This window comes from Parasphingorhabdus sp., assembly GCF_036963705.1.
Taxonomy (GTDB): domain Bacteria; phylum Pseudomonadota; class Alphaproteobacteria; order Sphingomonadales; family Sphingomonadaceae; genus Parasphingorhabdus.
In genome coordinates, this window is record NZ_JBALUT010000158.1 from 1 (window position 1) to 1,312 (window position 1,312).

The 1,312-nt window shown below is 51.9% G+C and carries 3 protein-coding genes; 2 read left to right on the forward strand and 1 reads right to left on the reverse strand.

What is annotated here, in order from left to right:
- Positions 1-134: 134 nt before the first annotated feature.
- Positions 135-692, reverse strand: coding sequence for a hypothetical protein (locus V7680_RS15635; protein ID WP_335654175.1), 558 nt, complete (start codon positions 690-692; stop codon positions 135-137).
- 138 nt (positions 693-830) lie between these two features.
- Between V7680_RS15635 and V7680_RS15640 the strand changes: the two genes are divergently transcribed.
- On the forward strand, positions 831-1,094 hold the full coding sequence (locus tag V7680_RS15640) for a hypothetical protein (RefSeq protein ID WP_335654176.1): 264 nt from the start codon (positions 831-833) through the stop codon (positions 1,092-1,094).
- Positions 1,091-1,312, forward strand: a 222-nt coding sequence (locus tag V7680_RS15645; RefSeq protein ID WP_335654177.1) for a helix-turn-helix domain-containing protein, incomplete at its 3' end; no start/stop codon positions are given. The genes V7680_RS15640 and V7680_RS15645, both read left to right, overlap by 4 nt.

Consider the following 1,312-nt stretch of genomic DNA (forward strand, 5'->3'; position numbering starts at 1 on the left):
AGCCATGAAGCTTTGGTCGATGACTGGACCGGCAAAATGACGCGCTTATCGAACCGCGCGCCAAGTCAGGAAGCGCGCAACAATTTTCGCGAAATGCTGGACGAAGTTGACAACGGCCTGATCATGGAAGGAAACTAGGTCGCTTCGGATCCAGGATTAGCAAGCCAAGTGTCGAAGCCCTTACGCAATTCGGTTTCCGAGCGTTCGCCGGTCGCAGCGAACGCCTTGCAAAGCTGATCGACTAGCTGGCCCAGATCGACCATGATGACGACCGTCGCCCGCGCTGGGATGGATGACAGTTCGCTGCGCGCCTTATATATCGGAAAGTCGACTAGCCTGCCCAGCGCGGTCTTGGGCTTGTATTCATCAAACGCCGCTGGCCTGACGACATAAAATCCCAGATCATCAGAATCGCTGGCCATGTCAGCGATCAGGTCGCCGAATTGGAAGCTGACCAGTTTTGCGCACCGTTCAGGCGTGATTCCGGTTTCAAGTAAATGATAGGCCAGCGCTAAACTGAAGACCTGTCGCCAACCATATTCAGCGGGTACGCCGCGACCGGTCTTTGTGTCTAATGGGATGCCAGATTTTCGAAGTCTTTGGCCGCGCGCGTTCCAAGCGATCTTAGCCGTCGGGTCAATCTGAAACCGATGGCCGAACGCCTTGGTCACTTCGCTATACAAAAACCGCACGCTGGAATCACCTCTTTAAACTCAATTCATCGATGCAATACAACGGTTCGTCAGTATATGATAGTCAAATCGTTGACTCGCTGTCGGAGCTGTGATTAAGCAATTCCAACGAGAAACGCTACATCACGGACCGAACAAATGACAAATAACCTATTCAATAGGGATGACAAGCCCTGCCCTAATCGATTGATCGAAGATTATAGCCGTGCGGTAATGGCATCAAATCTAGCATTCAAGCCAGTCACGAAGACCACAGCGAACACGCGCCAAAGCATTTTGGCAGGCCTGATCATAACCGACCATCGCATCGATATGTCAATGCGCGAAAAAGTCGCAACGGCTCATTCGAAAGTTGTCGGCAATGATGATCCAATGCGTCAGTTGCGCACAGTGGCAGCATGATCGACCTTGCACGCGAACCGATGCCTAACCGGCTTATTTTTAGCCCTGACGAAGTTCAGACCTTGCTTTCTATCAGTTCAGCAACATTTTACCGCGAAGTTGCCGCTGGCAGGCTTGCCGCTTTCAAAGTCGGACGGATGACGAAAGTCGAACGCGCTGAACTGAAGCGCTGGATCGATCAGAAAAAAGCTGAAAGCGGACTGACCGGCCAAGATGTT